The sequence below is a fragment of the Ensifer adhaerens genome, assembly GCF_002940685.1.
Taxonomy (GTDB): Bacteria; Pseudomonadota; Alphaproteobacteria; order Rhizobiales; family Rhizobiaceae; genus Ensifer; species Ensifer adhaerens_E.
The window spans coordinates 114,039-133,360 of record NZ_PNFP01000019.1; the positions used below are offsets into that span (position 1 = coordinate 114,039).

Annotated in this window: 21 protein-coding genes and 1 pseudogene; 18 read left to right on the forward strand and 4 right to left on the reverse strand. The window is 57.7% G+C overall.

The genetic code is table 11. The annotated features are described in order from the left end of the window. Positions 1 to 38: 38 nt before the first annotated feature. From C1A35_RS29865 to C1A35_RS29885, 5 genes are all read left to right on the forward strand, one after another. Positions 39 to 764: a hypothetical protein gene (locus tag C1A35_RS29865; protein WP_158665199.1), complete on the forward strand. Its 726-nt coding sequence runs from the start codon at positions 39 to 41 to the stop codon at positions 762 to 764. Between the two features lie 51 nt (positions 765 to 815). Then, a complete protein-coding gene (locus tag C1A35_RS29870) occupies positions 816 to 1,796 on the forward strand; it encodes an HNH endonuclease signature motif containing protein (RefSeq protein ID WP_104667865.1) in 981 nt (326 codons plus the stop codon). Positions 1,797 to 2,157: 361 nt separating this feature from the next. Then, positions 2,158 to 3,342, forward strand: coding sequence for an SIR2 family NAD-dependent protein deacylase (locus C1A35_RS29875; protein WP_199773067.1), 1,185 nt, complete (start codon positions 2,158 to 2,160; stop codon positions 3,340 to 3,342). Further along, a complete protein-coding gene (locus tag C1A35_RS29880; RefSeq protein WP_104667867.1) occupies positions 3,342 to 5,126 on the forward strand; it encodes an ATP-binding protein in 1,785 nt (594 codons plus the stop codon). Before C1A35_RS29875 ends, C1A35_RS29880 begins: the two co-directional genes overlap by 1 nt. Further along, on the forward strand, positions 5,127 to 5,339 hold the full coding sequence (locus tag C1A35_RS29885) for a KTSC domain-containing protein (RefSeq protein WP_104667868.1): 213 nt from the start codon (positions 5,127 to 5,129) through the stop codon (positions 5,337 to 5,339). Positions 5,340 to 5,608: 269 nt separating this feature from the next. On the opposite strand, the gene C1A35_RS29890 is transcribed toward C1A35_RS29885, so the two are convergent. Next, positions 5,609 to 6,277 carry a hypothetical protein gene (locus C1A35_RS29890; protein WP_158665200.1) on the reverse strand — a complete coding sequence of 223 codons (669 nt, stop codon included), beginning with the start codon at positions 6,275 to 6,277 and terminating at the stop codon, positions 5,609 to 5,611. A 448-nt stretch (positions 6,278 to 6,725) separates the two neighbouring features. Here C1A35_RS29890 and ehuB point away from each other — a divergent pair, with 448 nt between their 5' ends. Then, the gene (gene ehuB, locus C1A35_RS29895; protein ID WP_104667870.1) at positions 6,726 to 7,586 is read left to right on the forward strand and encodes an ectoine/hydroxyectoine ABC transporter substrate-binding protein EhuB; all 861 of its coding nucleotides are present in this window, start codon (positions 6,726 to 6,728) and stop codon (positions 7,584 to 7,586) included. A gap of 155 nt (positions 7,587 to 7,741) precedes the next feature. On the opposite strand, the gene C1A35_RS29900 is transcribed toward ehuB, so the two are convergent. Further along, on the reverse strand, positions 7,742 to 8,701 hold the full coding sequence (locus C1A35_RS29900; RefSeq protein WP_104667871.1) for a LysR family transcriptional regulator: 960 nt from the start codon (positions 8,699 to 8,701) through the stop codon (positions 7,742 to 7,744). 125 nt (positions 8,702 to 8,826) lie between these two features. On the opposite strand from C1A35_RS29900, the gene C1A35_RS29905 reads away from it, so the two are divergent. From C1A35_RS29905 to C1A35_RS29940, 9 genes are all read left to right on the forward strand, one after another. After that, entirely contained in the window at positions 8,827 to 9,936 is a 1,110-nt protein-coding gene (locus C1A35_RS29905) for a RidA family protein (protein WP_104667872.1), read from the forward strand. A gap of 11 nt (positions 9,937 to 9,947) precedes the next feature. Then, the gene (locus C1A35_RS29910; protein ID WP_104667873.1) at positions 9,948 to 11,222 is read left to right on the forward strand and encodes an NAD(P)/FAD-dependent oxidoreductase; all 1,275 of its coding nucleotides are present in this window, start codon (positions 9,948 to 9,950) and stop codon (positions 11,220 to 11,222) included. Positions 11,223 to 11,304: 82 nt separating this feature from the next. Next, a complete protein-coding gene (locus C1A35_RS29915; protein ID WP_158665201.1) occupies positions 11,305 to 12,120 on the forward strand; it encodes a maleate cis-trans isomerase family protein in 816 nt (271 codons plus the stop codon). A 98-nt stretch (positions 12,121 to 12,218) separates the two neighbouring features. Further along, positions 12,219 to 12,944: an ectoine/hydroxyectoine ABC transporter permease subunit EhuC gene (ehuC, locus tag C1A35_RS29920; protein WP_104667875.1), complete on the forward strand. Its 726-nt coding sequence runs from the start codon at positions 12,219 to 12,221 to the stop codon at positions 12,942 to 12,944. Beyond that, positions 12,944 to 13,609 carry an ectoine/hydroxyectoine ABC transporter permease subunit EhuD gene (ehuD, locus tag C1A35_RS29925; protein ID WP_104667876.1) on the forward strand — a complete coding sequence of 222 codons (666 nt, stop codon included), beginning with the start codon at positions 12,944 to 12,946 and terminating at the stop codon, positions 13,607 to 13,609. The genes ehuC and ehuD overlap by 1 nt, the downstream gene beginning before the upstream one ends. Then, positions 13,606 to 14,382: an ectoine/hydroxyectoine ABC transporter ATP-binding protein EhuA gene (ehuA, locus tag C1A35_RS29930; protein ID WP_104667877.1), complete on the forward strand. Its 777-nt coding sequence runs from the start codon at positions 13,606 to 13,608 to the stop codon at positions 14,380 to 14,382. The genes ehuD and ehuA overlap by 4 nt, the downstream gene beginning before the upstream one ends. A gap of 6 nt (positions 14,383 to 14,388) precedes the next feature. Next, complete coding sequence (locus tag C1A35_RS36125; RefSeq protein ID WP_158665202.1) at positions 14,389 to 15,480, forward strand: Rid family hydrolase; 1,092 nt, start codon at positions 14,389 to 14,391, stop codon at positions 15,478 to 15,480. Then, positions 15,470 to 16,585, forward strand: coding sequence for a succinylglutamate desuccinylase/aspartoacylase domain-containing protein (locus tag C1A35_RS29935; RefSeq protein WP_158665203.1), 1,116 nt, complete (start codon positions 15,470 to 15,472; stop codon positions 16,583 to 16,585). The genes C1A35_RS36125 and C1A35_RS29935 overlap by 11 nt, the downstream gene beginning before the upstream one ends. A 186-nt stretch (positions 16,586 to 16,771) precedes the next feature. Continuing rightward, positions 16,772 to 17,326 carry a GrpB family protein gene (locus tag C1A35_RS29940; RefSeq protein ID WP_104667879.1) on the forward strand — a complete coding sequence of 185 codons (555 nt, stop codon included), beginning with the start codon at positions 16,772 to 16,774 and terminating at the stop codon, positions 17,324 to 17,326. Between the two features lie 258 nt (positions 17,327 to 17,584). Here C1A35_RS29940 and C1A35_RS37370 read toward each other — a convergent pair. Next, positions 17,585 to 17,695, reverse strand: a pseudogene (locus C1A35_RS37370) (integrase); the annotation flags it as partial. A gap of 115 nt (positions 17,696 to 17,810) precedes the next feature. On the opposite strand from C1A35_RS37370, the gene C1A35_RS29945 reads away from it, so the two are divergent. Together C1A35_RS29945 and C1A35_RS29950 are read left to right on the forward strand one after the other, a co-directional pair. Further along, positions 17,811 to 18,089, forward strand: a complete 279-nt coding sequence (locus C1A35_RS29945) for a type II toxin-antitoxin system Phd/YefM family antitoxin (RefSeq protein ID WP_104667891.1) — start codon at positions 17,811 to 17,813, stop codon at positions 18,087 to 18,089. Beyond that, a complete protein-coding gene (locus tag C1A35_RS29950) occupies positions 18,076 to 18,507 on the forward strand; it encodes a plasmid maintenance toxin (PemK-like) (RefSeq protein ID WP_104667880.1) in 432 nt (143 codons plus the stop codon). Before C1A35_RS29945 ends, C1A35_RS29950 begins: the two co-directional genes overlap by 14 nt. Positions 18,508 to 18,768: 261 nt before the next feature. Here the strand turns inward: C1A35_RS29950 and C1A35_RS29955 are convergent, their stop codons facing one another. Then, a complete protein-coding gene (locus C1A35_RS29955; protein WP_104667881.1) occupies positions 18,769 to 19,104 on the reverse strand; it encodes a helix-turn-helix domain-containing protein in 336 nt (111 codons plus the stop codon). A 117-nt stretch (positions 19,105 to 19,221) separates the two neighbouring features. On the opposite strand from C1A35_RS29955, the gene C1A35_RS29960 reads away from it, so the two are divergent. After that, a partial coding sequence (locus tag C1A35_RS29960) for a LysR family transcriptional regulator (protein WP_158665204.1) occupies positions 19,222 to 19,322 on the forward strand: 101 nt, incomplete at its 3' end.

Here is a 19,322-nt window from a genome sequence, read left to right on the forward strand (position 1 = left end):
GCCTCGTTTGGCGAGGTAGCGCTAAGAGGCGCGATCTTATGGAGCGCTTCGACATCTCAAGTGCCCAAGCTGCTCTCGATTTCCGAGCTTATCTGCAAATTGCTTCGATACCCCCAGAGTACGACGCGGTTCGCAAGGCCTACATTGTCGCTGATGGGCATCGCGCCCTTGTCCCCCCTGATTTGACGTCAGATTTTGAAGCGCTCGCGAATCTGAGCGAGGGGCGATCGTCTGCGATCGTTCCTCCGCCCAAGCGGTGGGCCGAGCCATCAATCATTGTCCGGCTTCACGAGGCAATGAAATCTGCCAAGGCGATCAACGTTTCCTACACGTCGATGACAACGGGTGCTGACGAAAGCCAATGGCTCGCACCGGTTCGGTTCACTTTGGATGGCGAAAACGTCCATCTTCGTGCGTACAGCTTTAAGCACCAATCTTATCGCGACTATTTGCCTGTTCGCATCGACGAAGGAAGCTCGTTTGAAACGCGTGAAGTTGTAGATCTGCTTCCGGAGGATGAGGATTGGAATACGCGTGCTGTCATCTGGCTTCGGCCGAAAGCTGGTCTTTCAATCGAACAGGCCGTGGTCGTTCGGAAAGAATACGGTTTCACGGAAGAGACATTGAAAGTCACCACCCGCAAAGCGTTGGAGTTTTACCTACTTCGACGTTGGCGTATCGGCGAAGCGAATTCGCGATTGGAAGTTCAAAAAACCGATTACGAAATATGGTCAGACGGCAAGCACGCAGAGAGAGACGGGTAGGGGCGCTGGCGGCTCGCTGCCCCAATGATTTATCGATGGTAGGAGATGGGTATGTCGAGCGAGACGCAGATCCATGTTTTCGAGAACGAGGCCCGTTGTAGCTATCGTGGGGAGACCTATCGCGTACGCGATAACGGTGCGGTGTTCCGAACCGCGTTAGAGGGAAAACGGCGCCGGCCACTCGATGAGATCTGGACGTTTGGTGTGCAAAGCGCAAGCGATGCCTACATGGCAATCTCGGCTCATAAAGTTCACCGGATTGTCGCAACGGCTTTTCACGGCGAGCAACCGAGTAAAGGTCATGTTGTCGATCACGTCGATACAAACCGCTGCAACAACCGTCCCGAGAATTTGCGCTGGGTTACGAGACTTGAAAACATCCTCCTCAATCCGATCACAGCGAAGCGCGTGGAGTTGCTTTACGGTAGCATCGAGGAGTTTCTTGCTGATCCGGCTAATCCGAAGAACGGCAAACTCGCGCAGGATTGGGAATGGATGCGAACGGTCTCATTGACGGAGGCAGAGTATAGCCGCAAGCGCCTGCTCGCTTGGGCGCAATCTGACCGCCCCGCAGGCAAAGGCACTCTCGGTGAATGGATCTTCGGTAGGTCGGCAGCCCCCATAGAAGCGCCATTACCGGAATTCGTTCTGTCGAAAACTCCGGGTGCTGTTCAGCGCAAGTGGAGAGTCCCAGCCGAGTTTCCGTTATGCCCCGAAACAACCGATGGGACGCCGTTGGCTACCTACTACGAGCGCTTGCAGCAGGGTACGATCGTTGCCATTTCGCCTTATGGCGTCACCAAGGTTGGCAAAGCCGCTACGTCCTCGGACGGCGAACGCCTTCTCATTCTTGGAGAACACGGCCCTGATGCGATCAAACCTTGGTCACTTACGCAGGTGACGTTTGAGGACGGCAGGTTTGTGCATGAAAGCCAAGGCACCTTTTTCACTGGCGAGGGCGCCGAGAAACATTTCGTGCTGGCGCAAGGCCTACCCTGGGAGGAGGGTGATACGTTTGATGACTTCACCTGAGCCCAACTGAAAAGTGTCGACGGTTCGATTCCGCTCAAGGCGTAAGATCGGAGACATCCGGACAGAGCGGCATGTTGCCGGCTTCCAGTCTTCTCAGGCGGATGGTGCCAGTTGGGGCCGTCCACATACGGCTGCTTCTCGCGCCCTTATTGTACACAGGCCTTCAGGCGGGTTGTTTTATCCGCCGCCATTTGCACCGTAATGGCTGGCCGAGTGCCGCCCACCGAACAAATCGTGCCGGCTCAGAACGATATGGTGTGAATTGAGTAAGATTCAATTTGTCGTTTAAACTGTGGAGGTGCCATAGTCGTTGCTTGGGGGAACTATGCCAAGCGAGATCGTACACAATCCTGACCAATACATGACCGCGCTCCGTGCGATTATAGCCGGAGGCCGAAAGAGGATCGGACTGCTTTTGGGCGCCGGCGCTTCGGCAGGAATGAAGAAAACAGATGGGACCTACCCTCTGATACCGGCGGTCGCCGGTTTGACCAAACTTGTCCTCGATGAACTCGAGATAGAATATGGGAAGCAGATCGCCGAGCTTAAGAAGGAGCTCGCGCCCAAGGACGACATCGAGACGCTCCTGTCCAGGATTCGGTCGCTCGCGAAGGTGATAGGGCCGGCCAAGATCCATGACTTGGACGGACCAGGATATGCGCAGTTTGGCGAGCGCGTGTGCGAGGAGATCGGGAAGGTCGTTACAGTCACCTTGCCCGAGAGCAACTCGGCCTACAGCGACATCGTGACCTGGATCACAGGTGCCGGTCGTGATCATCCTATCGAGATCTTCACGACGAACTACGATCTGCTGCTCGAGGAAGCGCTCGAGCGCGTGCGCGCGCCGTACTTCGACGGCTTCACGGGTGGTCGTGAGCCTTTCTTCGACCCGGTCACGGTCTCCAACAACGACCTACCTGCAAGATGGACGCGTCTCTGGAAGTTGCACGGGTCGCTAGGGTGGTGCTCTAACGGCAAGGAAGAGGTGATCCGCTCCGGAAAGGACAACGCCCGGCATCTCGTCTTCCCCGAGCACCTCAAGTACGAGCAGACCCAAAAGGCACCTTACGCAGCGCTTCTTGACAGGCTGCGCGCCTTCCTCGCGACGCCGGACACTCTGCTGATTTCGATCGGGTTCTCGTTCGCTGACGCTCATATCTCAGCACGAATCGATGAGGGACTCGCGTCGAACCCATCCGCGAGCGTGTTCGCGTTCCAGTTCCAGAAACTCGCCAACGAGACTTGTGCTAGAGAGCTCGGTCGCCGGCTACCTAACTTCAGCGTCTACGCTCGTGACGCGGCGTTGGTGAATGGGTCGGAGGGCCCGTGGCGCGTGCCTTCGGAGCTTCCCTCAAAGGACTGGGGACCGATCCGGTCCTCTTACTGGTCGGAGCCTCAAGGTGGCGGCCAGCATGAGTTTACGCTCGGGGCAATCGAGCCGTTTGCGCGTTTCTTCTCCGCGTCGCGTTCCACGCAGGTCTTCGTTACATCGGCCGCACCCGCTGCGGCGGACGTTTCGGCCGCATCCGCCTCCACGGTAGCGTGATGAGCGCACCAACGCTTCTCGGTCACGTTGGAGCCGTGGCGGGCGCGACGATCAATGTGCGACAGTTCGAGGGGACTGCCTCTGGTATCGCTATCATTGGTGGTCGCAGTTACCGTATCGGCCAGGTCGGCAGCTTCGTCCGCATCCCGCAGGGCTATCACGACCTGTACGGTATCATCTCCGACGTCGGTGCTACGGCCACCCCTGAGACGCTGGTGGATAGCGGGGCCAGAGGGGACCGCTGGATCAAGGTGCAGCTCGTTGGTGAGGTCCTAGAAGCGACCTTCGAGCGTGGGATCAGCCAGTATCCTGCGATTAACGACCAGGTGCATCTCGTCGTCGAGGAGGATCTCGCCCGCATCTACGGGACCACTGACACGGGGCAGGTCACCATCGGTAGACTGTCTGGGGCAGAAAGCATCCCCGTCCGTGTCGATCTGGACAAGCTAGTGACGCGCCACTCCGCGGTATTGGGGTCGACTGGCGCTGGCAAGTCGACGACGGTCACAAGCCTGCTGCGCTCCCTTTCGGTTGGCCAGGGTGACCACTCCAGCTTTCCAAATGCACGGGTGCTCTTGATGGACATCCACGGCGAGTACGGCCGCGCGCTTGGCGAGGTCGCCAAAGTCTTCCGCGTGAACCCGCTTGAGAATGAGGAACGCCTCTATGTTCCCTATTGGGCACTCGATCTGGAGGACCTGTTGACGTTCCTGCTCGGCAAGACCGAGGAGAAGGCGCTAACGGCGATTCAGGACCGCATTCTCAGAGCGAAAACTGCAGTCTTGGCCCAGATGAATTGTCCCGGCGTCGATGCCAACTCGTTGACCGCGGGCAGCCCTCTGCCGTTCAGCCTGAAATCGCTTTGGTTCCACCTGATCGACCCGGAAATTAAGACCTGGATAGAGAACACTCAGCAGACTTCGGCTCAAACCGCTCAGGGCGATGCTGAAACACTTACGGCGCCTACCTATCCGTTGCCCGGTCAAGGCAGCACGTCGCCGTTCGCAAACAAAACGAACGTGCTGTCGATCCGGCGACAGCTCGAACAGCTTAGGTCAAGGCTACTGGATCGACAGTACGATTTCATGCTCCATCCTGGACCATGGGAGCCGAGCCTCAACGGGGTTCCGCAGAACGACCTGCCCCAATTGCTCGAGAGTTGGCTCGGGCACGATCGGCCGATCACAGTGCTGGATCTGTCGGGTGTGCCGAGCTCGATCCTTATGCGCCTAATTGGAGGCATCCTGAACATCATTTACGAGGCTCTCTTCTGGAGCCGTGAGATGCCCGAGGGTGGGCGAGCGCGTCCCCTGCTGGTAGTTTTGGAGGAGGCACATCGCTACCTGGGCCGGGACGATGCCAACCTTGCGCGGGATGCCGTCCAGCGCATTGTTAAAGAGGGTCGCAAGTTTGGCCTCGGCGCGATGATCGTGAGCCAGCGCCCATCCGAGATCGACGAGACCATTCTCTCCCAGTGCGGCACGTTCTTCTCGCTGCGCCTGTCGAACTCGTCGGACCGCAGCAAGGTTCAGGCTGCCCTGCCTGACAGTTTGAGCGGCATCGTGGACAGCTTGCCGGTGCTTCGTACGGGCGAAGCTGTGATCACCGGCGAGGCTGCCAAGCTGCCTGTGCGATGCAGGATCACGCTTCCCGAGGAAGGCAAGCGGCCCGCCAGCGAGGATCCGCGCGTTGCTCAAAACTGGAGTAAGGAACGCAGCGGCGAGAATTACGTGAACGTCACGGCTGCATGGCGATCCCAGAACCCACGATGGACGGAGGAATGAATGGAACGACATCCAGTAAGCTCGTCGAGTTTGGCTTCAGTGGGCTATGCTCCTGATTCAGAGACACTTGAGGTGGAGTTCGTCGCCACCGGCAAGGTTTACGAATACTACAACGTCCCCCAGTTCATGTACGATCGGCTGGTGGAGGCCTCCTCTATCGGACAGTTCTTCAATGCCGAGATCAGGAACGCCTATCCCTGCAACCCGATCTGATCAGCCAAGTCCGGCCGATCCGGTCGAGCGGCAATCTTTGAAGCTTCGCCAATGGCACTCTGGGTTTTCGGGGTCGGCGCGTCAGGCGCTCCCTCTCAACGTCATGCCCGTGCTCGCTACACGCGTCTGAACGCGAAAGGATAGAGAGTTCGACTTTAAAGAGACCAACAAATAACAACAGAGCAAAATAGACGGCTGCTTGCATGTCGCGAATAGGCAAGTCAACTCCCTATGACTCGGAGGACTTGAATTTCCGAGACCGCCTTGAACTACGGGCCGCAATCAGAGGCTAAGGCGTGCCGCAGCGCGGTGACACCGGGGCTCTGTAGCAACAACCATGCAGTCCCAAGAGTCTCCATGAACACCACAGACATACCATCGCCGCGAACCCGCAGTCCGCGCCCAACATCGGTCAGCCTATTGTCGATCGCGTCGAACTTGGTGCGGGAACTATGGTGGTGGGCCCCGCCGCATCTGTTAGCGACATAGCGGATGAGTGTCGCGCGATCGACGATCTCACCGGCAAACCCCAAACAAGGCGTAGCGAGAAACTTGGTGAACTTCAGCGCTATCACCGGCGGACGACTGGGCGACGCCTTCACGTTTTCTTCAAACTGCTGACGGTGAGGACTTTCGCGCCCGGAAGCACGATAAGCATAATAAGCCTCGGTTACATGACCATCATAAGGATAGCCGCCTGCGGCGAACACAATCGCCTGTGTCAGCGGAGTTCCGGTGAAGTCGGGGACATCGACTTCCACGGCAATTCCGAGCTCATGAGCAACGGCGCCCAGCGCGTTGTCGTCCATCAGAAAGCGCAACGCGATGCTGGCATAGATTGCCTCGTCTTCCCGTGGCGCACTCGGTGCGGTCGATCGTACGAGTTGATCGATGTGTATCCGCACAACCTGACGCCTTTCGATCAGAACGTCTTGCAAAAAAATCTCCATAACGCGGCGAGGTTGTCGATGCTTCAAATGCTACTAACAGAGTCTGCTATTGGAATGTAGCGTCGTGAACAACTGCGTTTGGTTTGAAGGCGCAAACCCGCCGCCCCTGTCCAACGAATTGATTGTCCGCTTCGGACTACCAAAACCTGTCCGTGGCCCAAGTGGCCAGTGATTGAAGGACCGTTAGAGGGCTGGTTGCTAGGATGTTCACGTTCTGGGCTCACAAGATCGCATAATGTATCGACTGGCACGCGCTCTGCTTGTTTTGTGCATGTAGCGGGTCGGAGGCCTTTGGGATTGCCACCCATTGCCAGCGTAGGGCGCGTCATCGTTCATAACATCAGGTTATCAAGTACCGAAGTATTTGTGCCATTGACCGTGAGGAGATGTATTTCAGAATCTGGGCTCGAACGGAACGCAATCATGGGAGGATGAAATGAACCGTACTCGAAGAGCACTGACCGTCACGGCATTTGCGCTGGCCTTGTCGTTCGGCCCAGGCGCTGCAAATATCGCATCAGCCGAGAGCCTGGATGCGAAGGGTCACAACGAAGGCCTGACGATCGCTTTTTATAGCTACCGCCCGAATGCCTATCTCAACGAGGCCGGGGACTTGGTGGGAACTGATCCGGAGACAGTTCGTGCCGTTCTGGAGGACATGGGCCTAAAAATCGCAGATATGGTGGATACTGATTGGGGTAATCTTGTTCCCGGCCTGAACGCAGGGCGCTTCGATATCGTCGCGGCGGGAATGTACGTCACTCCGGACCGCTGTAAGCAGGTCGCCTTCTCGGAGCCATATCTCGGCTTTTCGCAAGCGATGGCTATCCCGAAAGGCAATTCGAACGGCTTGCAGTCCATTGAAGACCTGGCGGCGAAGGGACTAAAGGTCGCTGTCATCGCGGGAAGCGCGCAGGTGGGATACGCCGCAGATGCCGGTGTGCTGGAGGCGAACGTCATGCAAGTCCCCGATACCGCGACTGGCGCTGCGGCACTGCGGGCGGGACGTGTCGATGCACTCTACGTCGACGCACCCGGGATCAGGGCCCTGGTCGATTCCGTTCCCGAACGCGACCTGGAGATGACCAAGCCGTTTGACACCGTCAAGGGTCGTGTCGTGATGCCGCATGGCGCCTTTGCTTTCCGCCAGACCGACGCGGAATTTGTAAAGGCGTTCAACGTGTCCCTGAAAAAGCGACTGGCGAGCTCTGAACAAGTGGAGATGCTCAAGCGCAATGGTCTCTCTGCCGACGAAATGCCGCGGTTTTCCACCGAGAACCTGTGCGCCGGCAAGTGAGTTCATGACGCATGCCGTCGGCGCGGCGGCATGCGTTCCAACATCCGGGTGAAGTCTCCCGCGTCGTTTTCGCCAGCTCCGTATTTGGACGGAGCAACGTCTCGGCTCGGGACGACAGCTTTTCAGCAGTCTGAAGCCGCGAGCCAGCGCCGGCATCATGGCCGCCACAGCAGCTCTTTGTTTTCCAGCATGGCCTGACATTGCTGCCGCGTGTCTTCGGCGCAGTCGCGCAGCCATGAGAGAACGTCAACGAACGCTCGGTTTTCCAGCCAGGTCCGGTCATAAACGAAATGGAAGCCGAAATTCGAGTTCACGGTCAGCTCGGTGATGCGGACCAGCGAGCCTTCCGCGAGCGCCTCCCTAACGAAGTGGATCGCACCAACGGCCACGCCTTGCCCGGAGCGGCACGCCCGCAACAGCATCTCATAGTCATTGATGAATTGAGGCCGCTTCGTCGTCAGGCTGTCGATGCCGAAGTGTTCTCCCCATTTGCGCCACTCCATCCACGGGTCGATAAAATTCGGGATCTGCACGAGAGGCAGGCGGCTAAAAAGCTCTGCTGGGTCGGCGCTTCGGATCTCCTTGAGCAGGAGCGGATGGCAGGTCGGAAAGTAGACGTCGCGGAACAACAGCTCCGACTTCATTCCCGGCCAATTTCCATCTCCATACAGTATCGCGATGGTTGGTCGCTCGTTGTCGATTGCGGCGTTGTTGTCCGATGCCTGTATGTCGATAAGGACGTCGGGAAATGCGCGCTGCAGCTCGATGACGGCTGGAATGAGGAAGGTCGAAATCAGAATCGGCTGCGATTGAAGCTTTATGACCTTGTCGCGCGTTCCCTCGACGATTTGGTCCACTGCAGCAATGATTTGCTGGAAGGATCCACTTGTGGCCTCGAACAGGATCCGCCCCTGCTCGGTCAATTGAACCTTGTTGCCACGGCGAATGAACAGGGGCCGGCCGATATGGGCCTCGAGATTGCGGATCTGCCGGCTTATTGCGGGCTGGCTGACGTTCAATTCGTCCGCGGCTTTGCTGAAATTCAAATGCCTGCCTGCCGTCTCGAAAGCAATGATCGCTGATGGTGTGCCGACGGCTGAACGCAAGTTTTTCATAACTTGAATTTAGGGACGCGCCGATTTTTTTGTCAATGGTGGGGTTGCGTGAGGCGATGCATCTTGTGCGCACCGAAACGGCGGGCGGGCGATGGTGGCCACGCCCCGGGTAGAGAACAGGATTGATGATGCGATCGTTCATCCCATTTGGCGACCCCTGGAAACTGGAGATCCAGGTTCCTTACTCTCTGCTCGTCAGTGATCGGGAGCTTTCCTGGACCTGTGGCCAGGTCCCGCTGGACGGAGCTTCGAATGTTCTGGCGCCCAACGATCTGCTCGGTCAGACGCGCGTCGTTTGCGATCACATCGAGGCGATCCTGGGAAAGAACGGAATTCCACTCAGCGCCATCGGAAAACTCGTTCTTTATTATGTGCAGCGGGAAGCCGACGATGCAGCTCGGATGATGGCCTGCTGCCGTGAACGCTTCGGCACCCGTCCGGTGCTGGTTCCGATCGCTGTTCCCTACTTCTACTATGACGGAATGCTGATCGAGGCCGATGCTTTCGGCGGTGCTGCCGATGGTGCGACTTACGAACATTCGCGCGACGGGGCACTGGTCAAGATTGTCGACGCGGGTGAACTCTCGTGGGTTGGCTTGACGATCGATCCCGCCCGGATGACCGAAGGTATCGCTTTGCTGCAATCGGCGCTTGCCGATTTTGGAATTGCGCCCGACCAGCGCCTTGCCGAACATTGGATGGCGCCACAGGGGAACGCCGGCCGGCTTGCCGATACCCTCTGGCAGGCCAGGCTGATTTCCGACAAGGGCAGTCTTGTGGAAAGCGCGGACCCGGCTGCCCGCCTGGTCGGAGAGTTGACCTATGTGAGGGGCCGCACGGCAAAGGTTGAGCGAGAAACAAGGGACATTGGCAATGTCAGGGTCGTCTCACGCCGATCGGGACGGTTCGTTTGGCTGAGCGGACGCTCGCTCGACCCGGAACTGGGACTGGTTCCGCAGACAACAAAACTCATGGAAGCGCTTGCCGAGGCGCTGGCTGCTGAAGACATGGACTTCAACTCCGTCGTCAAATCCACGAGCCACTATGTCGGTGGCAGCACGGCGGATGAACTCTACGAAAACATGATGGTCCGCAACGGCTACTACCAGCGCCCTGGCCCCGCTTCTACCGGGCTGCCGGTATTCCGGCTCGCTGACCAGAACAGCCGTATCGCTGTGGATTTTTTGGCGCTTGGCGACCCGACCGTATGCAACAACGCGAATACCTCAACCTGACTGGGACCCCCATGGGCTACATCGATACATTCTATGGAAGAACACTTGCGGACGATGCGCCGTTTTCGGCTCTGGCCGGAACGATCGAGTGTGACACATGCGTTGTTGGCGGGGGGCTTGCCGGCCTGACCGTGGCGTTGCAGTTGGCCCGCAGCGGGCAGTCGGTCGCGGTGTTGGAGGCCGAGCGCGTAGGCTGGGGTGCTTCCGGCCGAAACGGCGGCTTTGTTTTCCCCGGCTATGCGACCGGGCACAAGACCATTGAGCGAGCCGCAGGCACTGACAACGCACGTGCGCTGCATAGGCTTTCGATCGAAGGCATGGAATTTGTTCGGGATACGATCCGTGCTCTGAACATCGCTTGTGCTGCTCCTGTCGACGGTATCATGAGCGTTTCGCGGCATGAGGACGGTACGGAATTGCGGTCTCAGGCAGACCATCTTCAACGGGAATTCGGCTACCCCATCGAGTATCTGGGACGCGAACAGGTGCAAGGCGTTCTCAATTCAAAACGCTATTTTCAAGCGTTGCGCGATCCGCGAGCCTTCCACATGCATCCGCTGAACTACCTGCGCGCGGTCGGCCGCGAAATAGAGCGCCTCGGCGGCAAGGTCTTTGAAACGAGCCGTACCCTATCCGGTACGTTCTCCGGACCGGAAAAATCGCTTCGCGCCGCCGGCGGGCAGGTCAAGGCGCGGGATGTGGTGATTGCCACCGGAGGCTATACGGGCGGACTGATCCCGAAATTGAGACGCGCCTATCTGCCGATCGCTACCTACGTCATGCTTTCGGAAGCGAGGCCCGACCTTGTCCGTGCTGCGGTGACCACCACAGACGCAGTCCTCGATAGCCGGCGGGCAGGCGACTACTATCGTGTCGTCGACGGCGGCCGGCGTCTCCTTTGGGGCGGACGGATAACCACAAGGGCCGCGTCGCCCGGAGTGTTGGCCGCACAGTTGCGCCGCGAGATGACGACCACGTTTCCGCAGCTTGCTGATCTCAAGACCGAGGTCTCTTGGTCGGGGTTGATGTCCTATGCCAGGCATCTGATGCCCCAGGTCGGCAGATTGCAGCCTGGGGTCTGGTATTGCACGGCGTTTGGCGGTCATGGCCTCAATACCACGGCGATTGGGGGCAAGCTTGTCGCCGAAGCCATCCTCGGTCAGTCCGATCGATACAGGATCTTTAGTCCATTCGGCCTGGCGTGGGCCGGCGGGGTTGCAGGCATGTCCATTGCCCAACTCACTTACTGGAAGCTGCAGGCACAGGACTGGTGGCGCGAGCGTTAGCCGGGTCAACAGCCCCGCCGGCGGAGGGACGCTGGTGGCCACTCAGGCGGTACGACCATTGAACCCGAAGAAAGGAGATAGCATGTCACTGATAACCCCTACTAACCTCCCCGTCACTGACGGATCGGGCGCCGAGAATTGGCAGCACGTTGCCATGCCGATGCTGCGCAACGTTCCCGTGCACCGGCCGGCGATCGGCCTCATCGAGTTGACGATGGAAACTGCCATGTCTGGCGAGTTGCATCGTTTCCTGGATGGGACCTCCGCGGGCATCTACACCTCACGCGTTCCCTTCAGCGGAACCACGGTTGGTACGGAACTGTCGAAAATGGGAGATCGGGTGGTTGCGGCAGCCGATCTTCTTCCGGAAGCCGAATGGCTGGATTGCATCGTCTACGGCTGCACCTCGGGAAGCGCATTCATCGGCCACGATCGGTTGACCACACTGATCGAGACCGTTCGGCCCGAGATCCCCGTCATCACGCCGATTGGGGCCGTTGCAAGAGCACTGAACGCTTTGAAAGTACGCAAGATCGCCGTCGCCACACCTTATGTGACGAGCGTGAATGCCCAGGTAGCAGGTGTTCTGTCCAAGGACGGGTTCGAGATCGTAAGCGGCGCAGCATTTCACACCGAGGATGGTTTTGCGATGATGCTCATGCCGCCGGAGTGCTTCGTCACGGCCGCGCTGGCCGCGGATTCAGACAGCGCGGAGGCTATCTTCATCTCCTGCACCGGTATCGTGGTTGGGTCGGTCATTGCTGAAATCGAAGAGCGGACTGGAAAGCCCGTCGTCACCAGCAACCAGGCCATCGCGTGGCAATGCCTGGAGACTGTCGGCGCCGAGGCGCCTTCCAACAAATTCGGCCGGCTGTTCAGCCGCCGGCTGATCGTTTAGCGCCGGGCTCTGCGCTACAATTCAACGGGAGATAGGCCAGCCCGAGGTCGCGAAGGCAACGCCTGGACTGTCTTTCGTCTCATCGAGGTTTTTGCCGGATGAACACCGTTCGTATCTCCGCCTTGGTCGGGGCCATCGCCTTTCTGGTCGGGTTGGCGTTCGCTACCTTTTCCGAACTCAAGGTCTTCCTGCCGGCGCTGCTGAAAGGTCTCGTCGTCACGCTTCAGGTTGCGGGACTGTCCTTCGTGCTCTTCCTCTTCTGTTCGCTACTCGCCGCGCTTGGCCGAACGAGTGCGAACCTGGCGCTGCGGTTTGCCGCGGGAATCTATGTCGAGATTTTCCGTGGCACCTCACTGCTTGTGCAGCTGTTCTGGCTGTTTTTCGTGCTTCCCGAATTCGGCGTGGTGCTCACGCCGATGACGGCAGCTGTCTTAGGCATGGGGCTCAACTTCGGGGCCTATGGGGCGGAAGTGGTGCGAGGCGCGATCCTGTCCGTGCCGCGCGGCCAGACCGAAGCCTGCATCGCCCTCAACATGCCCGAATGGAAGCGGCTTTTCCGGATCGTCCTTCCGCAGGCCTTCGCGATCATGGTGCCCGGCATGACCAATCTGACGATCGAGCTCGTCAAGGCGACGGCCATGGTCTCGGCGGTCACGCTGGTCGACATCACCTCCGCCGCCGTCAAGCAGAACCTCATCCACTACCGCACGGTCGAGATCTTCCTGATCACCATGCTGCTCTATTACTGCCTCTGCCAGGTTGTCCGCTACGGATCGAAGCTCCTGGAAGTCCGCGTGTCGCGTTACCGGGGAGCGCTCAACTGATGAACTGGGACTGGACCTTTGCCATTCACACCGTCATGCCCCGGCTTCTTTCGGGCATAATCACCACAATCGAAGTCACCATCCTCGCCTTCCTGCTGGCCGTCCTGCTAGGTCTGCCGCTGATGCTGCTGCGGGTGGGGAAGAACCGGAGCATATCGGTTATTGTCGGCGAGATTGTCGAATTCCTCCGTTCGACACCGCTGCTCGTGCAGATCTTTTTCCTGTTCTATCTCCTGCCGGAAGTGGGCATCACGCTACCGCCGTTCGCCACGGGGGTACTTGCGATTGGCGTTTACTACGCCGCGCTTTGCTCGGAAGTCTTCCGGGCCGGTTTCGAAGCCGTGCCGCGCGGGCAGTGGGAGGCGTGCACGGCGCTCAATCTCGGTCGTTACCGCACGATGCGGGATGTCATCATTCCGCAGATGCTGCCGCCGATCGTACCCTCGCTCGGCAATTACCTGATCGTCATCTTCAAGGAGACACCGCTGCTCTCCTTCGTCGCCGTCGCCGAGATGATGCAGGCGGCAAAGCTCATCGGCGCGGAATTCTACCGTTTCTCGGAGGCGATCACCCTGACCGGCCTGCTTTTTCTCATTCTCAGCCTCATTTGCGCAGCGCTTGTCCGCTGGGTCGAATTCATCGTCAACCGGAGGATCTACCGTTGAAAACGCCGAAAATCAGGTTCGACAAAGTCACAAAGCGTTACGGGGAGTTGACCGTCCTCGACAGCCTGGACCTCGATATCGCGCCCGGCGAAGTTGTGGCGGTCATCGGCCCCTCCGGATCGGGCAAGACCACGGTTCTGCGGGTTCTGATGACACTCGAACGGATCAACGAGGGCGTGATCTGGATAGACGGCGAACCGATGAACAGGATGCGGCAGGGCGACGCACTCGTCCCGGCAAGCCAGGCCCATGTGCGAAAGCTGCGATCGAAGATCGGCATGGTGTTTCAGAGCTTCAACCTCTTTCCGCACATGACGGTTCTTGGCAATTGCATTGAGGCGCCGATTCATTCTCTTGGCCTCCCACGGGCTGAAGCGGAGGCGCGCGCCGAAGGCCTGCTTGCAAAGGTCGGGCTTGCTGACAAACGGAACCACTATCCAAGCCAGCTTTCCGGCGGCCAGCAGCAGCGTGTTGCCATCGCGCGTGCACTCGCCATGCAGCCTGAAATTCTGCTGTTTGACGAGCCGACGTCTGCCCTCGATCCGGAAATGGTGGGCGAGGTGCTTGAGGTCATCCGCGAACTGGCGCGCACGCATTCCTATACGATGCTGCTCGTAACCCATCAGATGGGTTTCGCGCGCGAGGTGGCCGACCGTGTTTGTTTCTTTGAAGGCGGGAAGTTTGTCGAACAGGGCGAGCCGAATGCCTTCTTCACTCAACCGCAAAGCCCGCGGGCAGCCCAGTTTCTCTCCAAGGTTCTGCAGGCGGGGTAAGATCTCATGCGCGACACATCGCTTTCGTTCCTTCCCTTCGACAATGTCTGGAAGATGCGCATCGAGCATCCCTATTCGCTCATCGTGAAGGAAGGGACGCTTGCCTGGTCCTGCGGCCAGTGCCCGCTGGACGGGGAAGGCGCCGTCCTGTTTCCCGGCGACCTCTCGGCACAGGCGGAGGCCGTCATAGGCTTCATCGAGCGCTATCTCGGGGAGATGGGGTGCGCGATCTGGTCTGTCGGCCAGCTTCTTGTCTATTATGTGAAGACGGCCCCGGGCGACGCAGCGCGTTTGAAGGAATTGTTCTGCGGTGCGTTCGGACAATCCGTTCAGGTCATTCCGGTGGCCGTTCCGCATTTCTACTATGACGGCATGCTGATCGAGGTCGACGTGTTTGCCTCCGAAGAGAAGGCAGACTTCAACCACATTGTCGATGAGGAGAGTGGTCTCATACTGGAGGTGTCCGACGCCGGTCCGTTCCACTGGGCGACAGTTTCGTTTCCTCGCGCTACCGATCAGGAACTCGGGCCGCTGCTGAGCCGACTCCTCGCTCGCGCAAACCTTACGGAGAGTACGTTGCTTGCACAACAATGGTTTCTTCCGGTCGGTTGCGACATCCCCAATACTGGTCTTTCAGAGAACGGGAGTGGTTCGGCGCGCAACGCCGTGCGGGTCTCCGATATCGACGCGGATATCGTCGCAGAGCTGACGTTCGCCAAGGCTCCCGCCACGGGCCATTGGTCGGGTGACCCGGACGGTTTATCGATATCGCTGTGCATGGCAGGCGATCATTTTTATCTGCAGGCCTTTGATGTCTCATCCGATCGCAGCCTGGTGGAGCAGACAGCCAGCATCATGAAAGCGGTGGAGGCGGTTTTTAAGGACACAGACCTGAGCTTCCAGGACGTGCGTAAGGCGACGACCTACTATACCGCCGGCAGCTCAGCGGACGAACTGCATGACAACATGTCGGTCCGAAACCGCTACTACACAAACCCGGGACCTGCATCGACGGGTTTGCCCGTCGAAGGCTTGTCCGCGCCAGCTGCGCGGGTTTCGATCAATCTCTTTGGAGCCATGCCTCGTCATGGAGGTTGAGCGGATAGATGTTGCCGGAGAAGCCGTTGTCGTTCACCGTTTTGGCGCCACCGGCGCGCGGCCGAAGGTGTACCTGCAGGGGGCCCTTCACGCAGACGAGGTTTCCGCCACAGTGGCGCTCTGCGAGTTGGTCGAGCTGTTGAAGAAGGCGGACGCCGCCGGCCAGATCATTGGCGAGATCGTTGTCGTGCCGCATTGCAATCCACTCGGCGCGAAGCAGTTCGTTCTCGGGCGCCACTTGGGCCGATTTTCATTCGACGGCCGAAACTTCAATCGCGGATTCCCCCAGGTCGGAGAAAAGGTGGTGGAGCGGTTGAAGGAGCTCGGTTGTGACCGACAAACGGCCGCTGAAGCACTGCGCATCGGTGCTGAAATCTTCGACAGTCTCGCTGGCTTTGGCACTCCGGTAGAACGCCTGCAATCGGCATTGATGGGATTGGCATGGGGTTCCGATGTAATTGTCGATGTTCATGCCGATATGGAGGCCACCCTTCACCTCTATACCTCCGGGACATCGTGGCCTGTGTTCCAGCACCTGGCACAAAAACTCGATATCCCTGTCGTTATTCTCGCGGACAAGTCGGCGGATGCTCCGTTCGACGAGGTGCATAGCGAGGCTTGGGATATCATCAATGCTCATCTGCGTGAGAATAGTTATCGGGCTGCATTCAGGACTGCGGCCTGTACGCTCGAAATGCGCGGACTTTCCGATGTCACGCCGGAGTTTGCGGTTTCCGATAGCCGAGCGCTTAACGATTTTCTTGTTCGTGTGGGCGCAGTGAAAGGCATCAGCCGAACCGACATTGGCGCGGACCCGCTCCTCACGACGCTGGATGCGGTCGAAGTCGTCAGAAGCGAGCGAACGGGCATCGTCATGCACCTCAAACCGCTGGGAACACAGGTGAAGAAGGGAGACTGCGTCGCACGGTTCTACGACGCTTTTAGCGCGAATTCGGACGGACGGTGGTCCGATATCGTTGTCGAGAACGATGGGGTGATCTTCGCCCGCTGGCATCAGCGTGTGATTCAGGCCGGTATGGCAGTGGTCAAGGTCGCTGGTTGGGCGCGCGCGCAAGCTGAGGGTCAAGCAAGACTGCTCGATTGAAAAAGGCGATGATCGCGTGGATTAATTTCACTGTTTCAGTGGTCGCCTTAGGAGGTGCGCCTCTGGTCACCTTATTCGGTTGTCGCTATCGCAGATGCGCCGTATTGAGCCTTATTTTCCTCTATCCCATGGTGTCGCAAGGTTGATGATCGCCGGATTAAGGTTCACATACAGGAAATAAACAGCATGCAGGATATAACTATTTTGGGATTGAGAAGAGGCACGGTAAAATTACTGTCTCATAGTACTCTGTGGGAAACATACGCAAATGAAGCAATTAATGACTTAAAACGTATACTTGGAGTTTTTGCGGTAGATATACAGCATGTCGGAAGTACATCTATTAAAAGTATAAAAGCAAAGCCGATAATTGATATTATTGTAGGGGTAGAGGAATTAAATGGAGTCAATTCATTTATAGAAAAATTGGCTCAGAATAATTATTTTCACCGACCCTTTAAAGAAGATGATGTACTTTTTATAAAAGGAGACATGAGTGAGGAAATAAGGACGCATCATATCCATATCGTAAAGCATAATAGTGATAGGTGGAACGATCAAATTAACTTTAGAGATTATTTAAATCACCATACAGAAGAGGCAAAGAAATATGAAAAACTAAAAATTCACTTAGAAAAAAGCAATAGAAGCAATAGAAGAAACTACACAGAACAAAAAGGGATATACATAATTGAAATAATTGATAAAGCCAAGGAATGGAAGAATAATCTAAGATCATGACCCTCTGATCAGAGCCAGAATATTAAGGCGGCGGCGATGCAGATCGCTAACATGAAGGTGTGGGCGCAACGGTCGTAGCAAGCAAAGGCCGCGGTCTTCGCTCAGTGATTCCTTGTCGTAAGTAGTTCGCAAAAGCCTTTTGCGACCGAGAGTGCGGCATGCTGGTGGCCGTCTGGGGATCAGTTTGGCGGTATGGAGGGCCCGGCAGGACTCCAGCCTGCAACCAATCGACGTTGAGCCGACCGGCTCGGGCCCCACAGGAAGGCAGGCGCCGTTGGCGTGTAGGCACCAGTGAGGTAGCAAGGAAGCAAGAAACGTGTTGTCGCCCATGCCCTCGCTGGCGAGGTGTTTCAGTGTCGCCACGTCATCGACTTTCGGGACGACATCCGTTGCTTTCTTCCGGACCATATTTAATCTCTTGGTGACGTTGGCGTCTTGTAAATTTCCGTAAAGTACGTATTTTACGGAAAAATGGAGGTGCATGATGACATCCACCGTCACTGCCGCTGCGGTCTCCAAGAACTTTGGAGCCTACCAGGACGCAGCCGTGCGCGAGCCGTTGATTATCACCAAGAACGGCCGACCGCGTACGGTTTTGATCGCCTATGAGGACTATCTTCGCTTGATGCGGCGCGAGCGCCGAGTCGAACTGACGAGCGCGTTGGATGCGGACGACCTCGCTGCAGTCGAAACATCCACGATGGATCCTGGACTTGACCATCTCAATGCCGAATTGACGAAGGACAAGAATGCTGCCGACTGAGCCAAAGGTCGGCTGGGTCTTCCGGTATTCCTATCTTTGGCACTGGCAGCATTTGGAGGGACGAGAAGAGGGTGACAAGGATCGCCCGGCGCTCGTTCTTGCCATCGTTGCCACCTTGGAAGATGGAACGCCGGTGGTCCGCGTCCTTCCGATCACGCATGCGCCGCCCTCCAATCCAGCCGAGGCAGTCGAGATCCCGACGGCGACAAAACGTCGTTTGGGACTGGATGACGAACGCTCCTGGATTGTCTTGACGGAAAGCAACCGCTTTGCCTGGCCAGGGCCGGACGTCCGGCCGCTCGACACGGATAGCGGCTACCACGGCCCGTTGCCTCCGGCCCTGTTCGAAGAGGTGAAGCGTCGCTTTGTCGGGCTGGCGCGCAGCCAAAGACATCAGGCGACGCCGCGAAGTTCCTAAACGAGTTTGTTCCGGCGATTTCTGCAAAATGGCGCATTGCATGGCGTTCCGGAAAAGGCGGGCACCATCCCGGCAACCATGCGGTTCGCCAGCATCTGGCGCTGGGATATTTATGCCGTAAAAAATGCATTGAACTCCCGTGAAGCAACGGTCAAGCCGAAGGGCGGATCAACCCTGTACAAAGGCTTGTTGCGCGTATGTTCACGCTCTGGGCCAAAATGATCGCATAATGTATCGACTGGAATGCCTGAAGGGCAAAGGTTAGGCCCGATTCTTGGCTGCGACAATTGCCTCTGCCTGTATCACGCAGAGCTCGATTTCTTGTTTGGACATGCCATTCGCTGCATTGGCGAAGCGTTCGACCAAGGCCGCCAAATGCGCATCCTGCGATGTGCTGACGGTCACTCCTAAGAGCCAGTTAGGCGAAGTTCCCAAAGCGTCTGCGATTCTCACGAGCGTTGCCAAGTCTGGCTCTCTGCGCCCTGACGCGTAATGCGCATAACGACGTTCGTCGAGCCCCACCCGCCGAGCTGCCTCAGCATTTGAAATACCCAGCTGTTGGGCTCGCTCCTGCAATCGTCTTGCGAGTGTGTCCATGGGAACAATTTGTTCCTCAGAGACACAAATATAGCCACGAACGATATGGAGTGTTATAAGAACAATATGTAGTGATGATTGCAATGGTCGATGAGGCGATGAGGAGCGGAGCCGCAGATGGAACTACGTCAGCTTTCCTATTTCGTCGCGGTGGCCGAGGAACTGCACTTCAATCGTGCGGCCGCGCGCATGTGCATCGCACAGCCGGCGTTGAGCGC